7 protein-coding genes are annotated in these 8,305 nt (G+C 41.9%); 5 read left to right on the top strand and 2 right to left on the bottom strand.

Features of this window, described 5'->3' with window-relative positions; translation table 11 throughout:
• Positions 1 to 37: 37 nt before the first annotated feature.
• The gene (gene ovoA, locus VE944_RS28135; RefSeq protein WP_324985143.1) at positions 38 to 1,396 is read left to right on the top strand and encodes a 5-histidylcysteine sulfoxide synthase; all 1,359 of its coding nucleotides are present in this window, start codon (positions 38 to 40) and stop codon (positions 1,394 to 1,396) included.
• 2 nt (positions 1,397 to 1,398) lie between these two features.
• Positions 1,399 to 1,893: a DUF427 domain-containing protein gene (locus tag VE944_RS28130; protein WP_324985140.1), complete on the top strand. Its 495-nt coding sequence runs from the start codon at positions 1,399 to 1,401 to the stop codon at positions 1,891 to 1,893.
• A 53-nt stretch (positions 1,894 to 1,946) separates the two neighbouring features.
• Here VE944_RS28130 and VE944_RS28125 read toward each other — a convergent pair whose 3' ends face one another.
• Entirely contained in the window at positions 1,947 to 2,687 is a 741-nt protein-coding gene (locus tag VE944_RS28125; protein ID WP_324985137.1) for a class I SAM-dependent methyltransferase, read from the bottom strand.
• Positions 2,688 to 2,857: 170 nt separating this feature from the next.
• Between VE944_RS28125 and VE944_RS28120 the strand changes: the two genes are divergently transcribed.
• Complete coding sequence (locus VE944_RS28120; RefSeq protein WP_324985134.1) at positions 2,858 to 4,378, top strand: ABC transporter permease subunit; 1,521 nt, start codon at positions 2,858 to 2,860, stop codon at positions 4,376 to 4,378.
• Positions 4,379 to 4,696: 318 nt separating this feature from the next.
• On the opposite strand, the gene ilvC is transcribed toward VE944_RS28120, so the two are convergent.
• Positions 4,697 to 5,692 carry a ketol-acid reductoisomerase gene (gene ilvC / locus VE944_RS28115; RefSeq protein ID WP_324985131.1) on the bottom strand — a complete coding sequence of 332 codons (996 nt, stop codon included), beginning with the start codon at positions 5,690 to 5,692 and terminating at the stop codon, positions 4,697 to 4,699.
• Positions 5,693 to 5,957: 265 nt separating this feature from the next.
• Between ilvC and VE944_RS28110 the strand changes: the two genes are divergently transcribed.
• Complete coding sequence (locus tag VE944_RS28110; protein ID WP_324985128.1) at positions 5,958 to 6,878, top strand: DUF4349 domain-containing protein; 921 nt, start codon at positions 5,958 to 5,960, stop codon at positions 6,876 to 6,878.
• A 234-nt stretch (positions 6,879 to 7,112) separates the two neighbouring features.
• Positions 7,113 to 8,305 (top strand): NAD(P)/FAD-dependent oxidoreductase (locus VE944_RS28105; protein WP_324985126.1); only part of this gene is annotated, 1,193 nt, incomplete at its 3' end.

Genomic DNA, 8,305 nt, shown 5'->3' with positions numbered 1-8,305 from the left:
ATGTAATTTGTCTGATGAATGTTCTGTCAAAAATATCATGACTTTAGTTCAAACGATAAATAAACTGACATTAACTCAAGTCCCTACACTCAATGATTGCAGTTCACAAAGCCTGCTCAACTACTTTGAGAATTCTTGGGAACTTGAAGAAACACTCATGAAAAGTTTAGTTGGGGAAGAAACTTTTTATCTTAACCCCGATCCTTTAAGAAACCGGATAATTTTTTATCTTGGTCACTCAGCTGTTTTTTTCATAAATAAGTTAATTGGCGTTGGCTTAATCAAAGCTGGAATTAATTCACAATACGAAACCCTATTTGAAATCGGAGTTGATCCCCAAACACCAACAGAACTCGACGCAGCTATGCAAGGAATTAGCTGGCCTGATGTAGAAAAAGTTTGGCAATATCGAGACAAGGCGCGAGAAGCAATTACAAAAGTTATTCAAAATACTCCCCTGGATCTGCCGATTCATCAACAGCATCCCTTCTGGGCTTTGCTGATGGGAATAGAACATAGTCGGATTCACTTTGAAACCTCTTCGATGCTGGTGCGTCAATTGCCTAGCGATCGCCTAAAACGTCCCCAAGGTTGGAATTACGCACCTAGTAAGGGTAATATTCCTAACAATGAAATGCGCCGGGTTCCAGGTGGTGTGGTGAAACTAGGAAAACCCAAGGATGATCTTACTTATGGTTGGGATAGCGAATATGGCGATCGCACTGTTGAAGTGAAACCGTTTTTAGCTAGTCAATATCTCATCACTAACGGCGAATATCTGAAATTTGTTCAAGCTGGTGGTTACAACAATCCAGATTACTGGAATGCTGAATCTTGGGATTGGAAGCAATACAACGTAGAACATCCCAAATTCTGGATACCTTTCCAGGATGGTTATCGCTATCGAGCCACATTCGACGAAATAGACTTACCCCTAGACTGGCCTGTAGAAGTAAATTACTACGAAGCGATCGCATTTTGTCGTTTTCAAGGCTCAGACATGCGTTTGATGACTGAAGCCGAATGGAATCAAGCCTTACTTATCTCTGAGGATAACCAGTTATCAAGTAACTATAATCTCAACTTACAATTCATTTCCCCTAGCCCAGTGGGAATGTTCAAACCAGCCAATAGTGTTTCTGGACTTTACGATCTTAGAGGAAACCTCTGGGAATGGTTAGGGGACACATTCAACGCCCTACCAGGATTTCAACCTCATCCGCTTTATGAAGATCAAGCAGCACCCTTTTTTGATGATAAACATCAGATGATGCTTGGCGGTTCTTGGGCTACTAATGGTTCAATGGCATTACCAACTTATCGTAACTGGTTTCGCCCTTACTTTTATCAACACGCTGGTTTTAGAATTGCTCAAGATTTCAAAGGAGATTACTGAGAATGAGGCCAAATCCAATATTACCAGAACCCGGTCAAGAATCAGTTTGGGATTATCCTCGTCCGGCTCGTTTAGAAGATAGCAACAAATCAATTCGGATAATTTGTAATGGTGTTGTTTTAGCAGAAACAACTAAAGCTAAAAGAGTTTTAGAAACTAGCCATCCTCCGGTTTATTACCTTCCTTCAGAAGACATTAAACTAGAATATCTGATTGAAACACCTAAAAAAACTTGGTGTGAATGGAAAGGTAAGTGTCAATATTATGATATCAGCATCGGTGAAAAGTATATAAATAACGTTGCTTGGCGATATATTGAACCCACACCTGATTTTGTAACGATTCAAGAATACTATGCTTTTTATCCTAGTTTAATGGATGCTTGCTATGTAAATGATCAGCTAGTTATGTCTCAACCTGGCGATTTTTACGGGGGATGGATTACTGCTGATATTGTCGGGCCATTTAAAGGTAGCCCTGGAACAATGGGATGGTAATTTATCAAATAGAATTCAGGAGTCAGGAGTCTTGAGTCCTGACTTAGGACTCTTCATTTGCTTGCTAGCACAATCATTCGGCGGCTATCAAGGGCGAATGGTTCACCATCGTAACCATAGCCCTCTACTTCGCTGAAGCCTGTTTGCAGGAGCCAATCGCGGATTTCGGGAAAGGTAAAATTGCGAACAAAGTATTGACCACGCCGTACTTGTCCATCACGAATGATAATCCGCTCGGTATAGGTACGATTGGTAAGCGCATCGTAGCGCGTGCGTGCGAGCATATAATTCCCCTCACGCTCAGTAATTAACTCAGGCGTAAATTCTTGCAAGACGCGGCTAAAATTCTGAATATCAATTAGAAATTTGCCACCTACTTTTAGAGCGCGATACGCTTGGGTTAAGACCGATCTATTTTCATTGTCATCGAAGTAACCGAAGGCTGTGAAACAGTTGATGATATAGTTAAAGCGATCGCTAAAGGGTAGGGAACGCATATCGCCTTGAAGGTACTCTACCTTAACACCGTTGCTAGCCGCATCTTGATTTGCTTTTTCTAAGAAGAAAGCTGTTGCATCAAGTCCAGTCAGATGATAGCCACGAGCCGCTAGTTGATTAGCAATCCGTCCATGCCCACAAGCTAAGTCTAAGATACTCATCCCTGGTTGTAAATCTAGCAATCGGCAAATGAGGTCAACTTCGTGTTGAGTACGTTCTGGTGTCAACAACGTTTCATAAAAGTAAAGATAATCTTCCTCGAACACGCTGTTATTATCAAATGTATTTGCAAGCATTTTGAATTTGATTTATTGAGTGAATTTTTAATATGAATAGGATGATACTTTTGAAGTGGATTTACTGAAGTTGCGATCGTTAGTTGCAAACCCATCCACATAAGCCTCTACGGACAACTCTTTACCAAAACAAAGTGTCCCTTGTTCTACAAAATTTTACTATATATTACATGATTAAATTAACTGTTGGACTTTGGTTACGTCAGCTAGTTTTTGGCTTTAGCTTAAGCTGTCTACTTTTACTTTCAGGTTGTATTACAAATGGTTCTACTGCTGGTAACACACTTACGGTTGCTACAGAACCGACGTTTCCGCCTTTCGAGTTTCAATCTGCCAGTGGTGAGTTGCAAGGCTTTGACATTGATTTGATGAATGCGATCGCTCAATCTGCTGGCTTTAAAGTTAAGTATCAAAATATGCCTTTTGCTGGTATGATTCCAGCGTTGCAAGCGCAAACTGTAGATGCCGCAGTTGCGGCAATGACGATTACTGCCGAACGGGCGAAGACAATTTCCTTCTCCCGTCCTTACTTCAAATCAGGGGTGGCGATCGTTACCCGCATAGATAATCAAAACATTACCAATTTCGATAATCTTAAGAACAAAACCATTGGTGTGCAAATTGGGACAACTGGCGCACAGAAGGCTAAAAATATTCCCGGCTCTGAAATTCGTACTTTTGATGATTCACCTTTAACCCTTCAAGCATTAATTAATGGTAATGTCGATGCCGTTCTTAATGATCAGGTCGTTATCTTATATGGCATAAAGAGCGGCAACCTTAAGGGACTCAAAGTGGTCAGCAGTCTGCTAACAGAAGAATTTTATGGCATTCCTACACCTAAAGGATCGCCCAACTTACAAGCGATTAACCAAGGTCTAGAAACGGTACTGAAAAATGGTATTTACGCCAAAATATACCAAAAGTGGTTTGGTATCCAACCGCCACAACTACCAGAAAAATCACCCATCGAAAACCAGACTACCGAAAAAGGTGTATCCCAACTATTTACCTCACTAAGCATTATTTTTAAGTCTCTACCCACCTTGCTAAGTGGGGCTTTAGTAACACTTGAACTCACAGCAATCTCAGTCTTGCTGGGTATGATTGGGGGTACACTGATTGGAATTGTTCGCCTTTCCCCGACTCCGCCTTTGCCCTGGATTGCTAGGGCGTATGTAGACTTTTTCCGGGGAACGCCGTTGCTGGTGCAAATTTTTATGATTTACTTTGGGTTGCCTGCTTTAGCCCAAAATTTTGGTTTTACCTTCACTTTAAATCGTTTAGCAGCAGCAGTGATTGCATTGAGTCTCAATAGCGCTGCTTACATTGCTGAAGTTGTCCGGGCAGGCATTCAATCAATTGAGCTTGGGCAAACAGAAGCCGCCCAATCACTAGGTTTAAGCTCAGTACAAACGATGCGCTATATAATCTTTCCTCAAGCCCTCCGGCGGATGCTACCACCTCTAGTAAATCAGTTCATTAGCCTGCTCAAAGACACCAGCTTAGTTGCTATCATCGGGTTTGAAGAGTTGTTCCGCAAAGGACAGCTGATTGTAGCTGAGAACTATCGTTCATTTGAGATTTACGCCAGTGTTGCCTTGGTTTATTTATTCCTAACCTTGCTTTCTTCTCAGGCGTTTAGTCGCTTAGAGCGATCGCTCAATCCCGTTAAGCAAAAGAGCAAGTGATGGGGAGTCTTAAGAGGTTATCTCCCAATAGGTTAAGTTACAGCTATTTATCTCAAAATAGCTGTAAGGATAATTGTAGGTTGAGTGTCCGATTGCGAAACCCAACATTCAATGTTGATTGTTGAGTTAGGGACTTCTAAATAAAAAAATATACAACTATTTATTGTGGGGTGGGCGTTTCGCCCGCCCATAGTCAAAGGCGGGCAAGATGCCCACCCCACAAGATTGGATAATTTATTTCTTGGAAGTCCCTTACGAGAAGTCACTAGCTATAGGCTAGTATTGCCGCAACTTTTGCAGTTCGACTCCCCCTTTTGCTTAAGCTTTTTTCAACCAGCTAAACATAGCGCGTAAATCTTTGCCAACTTCCTCAATTTTGTGTTCAGCTTCTTTGCGACGCATGGCGGTAAATCCTGGTTTACCAGCTTGGTTTTCTAGAACGAATTCTCGTGCAAATTGCCCAGATTGAATTTCGGTGAGAATCTTCTGCATTTCAGCTTTGGTTTGTTCAGTGACAATCCGCGGCCCACGAGTATAATCGCCATATTCAGCAGTGTTAGAAATGCTGTCGCGCATTTTTGCTAAACCGCCTTCCACAACCAAGTCAACAATCAGCTTGACTTCATGCAGACATTCAAAATAAGCCAATTCTGGTTGATAACCAGCTTCTACCAAAGTTTCAAATCCGGCTTTGATTAAAGCACTCAAACCACCGCACAATACCGCTTGTTCGCCAAATAAATCTGTTTCGGTTTCTTCGCGGAAAGTCGTTTCGAGAATACCAGCGCGAGTTCCACCGATACCTTTAGCATAAGACATGGCGCGATCGCGTGCCTGACCACTAGCATCTTGATAAACTGCAAACAGCGCGGGTACCCCTTCACCACCTTCATAAGTCCGTCGTACTAAATGCCCCGGCCCTTTGGGTGCTACCATCACCACATCTACGTTAGCCGGTGGTACAACTTGCCCAAAGTGAATATTGAAGCCGTGGGCAAAGGCTAACACATTCCCTTCTTCGAGATTTGGTTCAATTTCGTTTTTGTAAATCGTTTTTTGGACTTCATCAGGTAACAAAATCATGATGAAATCAGCAGCATTGGCAGCATCTGCAACATTTTTCACAGTTAACCCAGCTGCTTCAGCTTTTGCGACTGACTTACTACCCGGATATAGTCCCACAATCACATTCAAACCACTATCTTTGAGATTGAGAGCGTGGGCATGACCTTGAGAACCATAGCCGATGATAGCAATAGTTTTTCCAGCCAAAAGGTCTAAATTGGCATCTTCGTCATAATACATCCGGGCCATAGAAGCATCTCCTGTCAGCAAGCATCGTCATTTATTGGCAGGCTTAAAATTGTACCTCAAATTGAGTAACCACAGATGAATTATCAATCATTCAATTTATCTACTGAGGAGAGGAGCGAGCAGGGGAGCGGGGGGCAGGGGGCAGGGGAAGAAAACTAATGACAAATGACTAATGACAAACCCTGTTACATAAATCGCAACAATCCAGGCTTTGAGTTTTAGTTCAGTAATACTGGGATTAACTTCATCCGTCTGGGGGTAGATTATGTATACTTCGATTAAATTGCCTCGCACATCTGCTTTGTTTATAAGTGCGTTATTGGGAGGAGTGATTTTCACTAGTTGCGCCTCTTCGGATCGATTAACAAATCAGTCTGCACCTCAAATTGCAGCCAATGGCGCGGTAAATCAATTATCTGCTCGTGAAAGCAATATTTCCCAAAAGGCGGAAGCTGCATCTATAGTTCGTTCTCGTCCCCAACTCATCAAAAAGGCAGCAATCTCTTTGACTGTCAACTCTGTAGAGAAGACTATTGATGCTGTTTCGCAAATTATCAATAAACAGCAAGGGGATTTGATCGGGTTGAAACAACAACAACCTAAAAATGACAACCCGCGTTACACAGCAACAATACAATTACGGATACCAGAGAATCTGCTGGAATCTACCCTAGAACAATTAGCTAAATTGGGCACTGTTGAAAGTCGTAATATCACGGCAGAAGATGTAGGCGATCGCTTGGTGGATTTCCAAGCTAGATTAACCAATTTGCAAAAAACTGAAGCCAATTTGCAAAAAATTATGGATCGGGCGGGTTCTATTAGAGATGTGCTTAGTGTTGCCCAAGAACTGAGTAATGTCCGGGAAACCATAGAACAAATTAATGCCCAACTCAAAAGCCTGCAAAATCAAGTTGCTTATTCCACCATTACGCTGAACCTAGAAGCAGCAGTTTCTAGCACCAGTCCGCAACCTGCCTTTGGTTTGCAAGTTCAGGAAACTTGGAACAAATCTACTCACTCTTTGAGTGCATTTTCCGTTGGCTTACTCAAGCTGGGTATTTGGTTAATTGTTTACAGTCCCTATTTGTTAATTTTTGCTGCTATTGTCTATGGCTTTAAGCGTTGGCGGCGAACTCATTCACCACGTTTGACACAAACACCAGAGTCAACTAGTTCTGACTAAACTTGCATAAATTCTACATCTACCTTTGATAAATCTACACAGGTAAAGAGGGATTAAAAGATTCCAAACTCCTATTGTCTGTACCCTTATGTTAAAAAATTTTGTTTATCCTGTAGTTTTGATTACTTTAATACTTTTTCAAATGTAAAGAGCAATACAAAAAATATGATGACAATTTTGATACAAATTTGTTAAGAATAGTTAAAATAGTCGGCATACACGATAATATTTCTTATGGTAAATTCACTTGACAATAATCCACCCCATAAAGTAGTAATCGTTGGCGGTGGTTTCGGTGGACTTTATGCAGCAAAAACACTCGCCAAAGCGGCAGTAAACGTTACTCTGATTGATAAACGTAACTTTCATTTATTTCAACCCCTTTTATATCAAGTCGCCACAGGTGCGCTATCTCCGGCTGATATTTCCTCACCGTTGCGTTCTGTCCTCAGCAAGAGCAAGAATACAAAAGTGCTGCTGGGAGAGGTGAATAATATCGATCCAGAATCAAAACAAGTGATGGTAGGCGACGAAGCAATAGCTTACGACACCTTAATTGTCGCCACAGGTGCGAAGCATTCCTACTTTGGCAAAGATAACTGGGAAGAATTCGCCCCAGGCTTGAAAACAGTAGAAGATGCGATAGAAATGCGTAGCCGGATTTTTTCGGCCTTTGAAGCCGCAGAAAAAGAAACCGATCCAGAAAAACGCCGGGCTTGGTTAACTTTTGTAATTGTTGGTGGTGGCCCAACTGGTGTAGAGTTAGCTGGTGCGATCGCAGAATTGGCAAATCAAACTCTCAAAGAAGATTTCCGCAACATTGACACCTCAGAAGCCAAGATTTTGCTATTAGAAGGTTTAGATCGGATTCTGCCACCTTTTGCACCAGAGTTATCACAAGAAGCGGAAACATCCCTGACGCGCTTGGGGGTGGTTGTGCAGACAAAAACACTGGTAACGAATATTGAAAATGATACTGTTACCCTCAAACAAGGCGATGAAGTTAAAGAGATTGCCGCAAAAACGGTATTATGGGCAGCAGGTGTAAAAGCATCAGCAATGGGCAAAGTACTAACAGAACGTACAGGTGCTGAGTGCGATCGCGCTGGACGGATTATCGTCGAACCTGACCTGAGTATTAAGGGACATCCCAATATTTTTGTAGTTGGCGACTTAGCAAATTTTTCTCATCAAAATGGTAAACCCTTACCTGGTGTTGCACCTGTAGCGAAGCAAGAAGGTGAATATGTAGCAGCATTAGTCCAAAAGCGGCTTGCAGGTAACAGTTTACCGCCCTTTGCTTATACTGATTATGGTAGTTTAGCTATGATTGGGCACAATTCTGCTGTGGTAGATTTGGGCTTTATGAAGCTGAAAGGTTTCGTTGCATGGTTGTTTTGGCTATTGATTCACATCTACTTCTTAAT

The sequence above is a fragment of the Nostoc sp. genome, from assembly GCF_035638895.1.
Classification (GTDB): Bacteria; Cyanobacteriota; Cyanobacteriia; order Cyanobacteriales; family Nostocaceae; genus Nostoc.
This window is presented reverse-complemented; position numbering and strand designations above follow the sequence as displayed.

Bases quoted from the DNA above. Each gene is read 5' to 3' on its own strand.
- ovoA (WP_324985143.1), top strand. From the start codon at position 38: ATGACTTTAGTTCAAACGATAAATAAACTGACATTAACTCAAGTCCCT.
- VE944_RS28130 (WP_324985140.1), top strand. From the start codon at position 1,399: ATGAGGCCAAATCCAATATTACCAGAACCCGGTCAAGAATCAGTTTGG.
- VE944_RS28125 (WP_324985137.1), bottom strand. From the start codon at position 2,687: ATGCTTGCAAATACATTTGATAATAACAGCGTGTTCGAGGAAGATTAT.
- VE944_RS28120 (WP_324985134.1), top strand. From the start codon at position 2,858: ATGATTAAATTAACTGTTGGACTTTGGTTACGTCAGCTAGTTTTTGGC.
- ilvC (WP_324985131.1), bottom strand. From the start codon at position 5,692: ATGGCCCGGATGTATTATGACGAAGATGCCAATTTAGACCTTTTGGCT.
- VE944_RS28110 (WP_324985128.1), top strand. From the start codon at position 5,958: ATGTATACTTCGATTAAATTGCCTCGCACATCTGCTTTGTTTATAAGT.